Source organism: Limnohabitans sp., from assembly GCF_040401495.1.
In the GTDB taxonomy this organism is placed as follows: domain Bacteria; phylum Pseudomonadota; class Gammaproteobacteria; order Burkholderiales; family Burkholderiaceae_C; genus Limnohabitans.
Genome location: NZ_JBBAOI010000044.1, coordinates 1 through 406, shown reverse-complemented (window position 1 = coordinate 406; position 406 = coordinate 1). Strand labels below are relative to the sequence as shown.

Sequence of the window (406 nt, the reverse complement as noted above, 5' to 3'; positions counted from 1 at the left end):
GTTACACAGTTTGCTCAGTCACCGGTGCGAGTAGTTGGTGGCTTGACCATTCATCCCGACGACAGGAACCCTGTTGACATTGTTCGTCATGCTGTAGATGTGCTCGGACTACGAGTGTTGAAATTGCATTGTTCGGTTGGAAACTTTGCTGTTGATGATGTGCGACTGCAACCTGTGTTTGCGTTTGCATCTGAACGCCGCCTTCCTGCGGTGGTGCACCTTGGTCACAACGTAAATGGACGAACCGATGCTGAAGACCTTCCCGCTATCGGCGAAGTTGCTGATCAGTTTCCAGGTATGCCATTGATATTGGCCCACTGCGGACACCATGCAGCACCCGAAGCTATTGCCCTCATGGATCTGCATCCGTCGCTGCATGCAGACCTAACTCCAGTGGTAACGGAAC

At 52.2% G+C, this 406-nt stretch carries 1 protein-coding gene; it reads left to right on the top strand.

Going from position 1 to position 406, the window contains the following annotated elements; all coding sequences use genetic code 11:
• On the top strand, nt 1-406 hold a 406-nt coding region (locus AC9UEO_RS13385), incomplete at both ends, for an amidohydrolase family protein (RefSeq protein ID WP_509534496.1).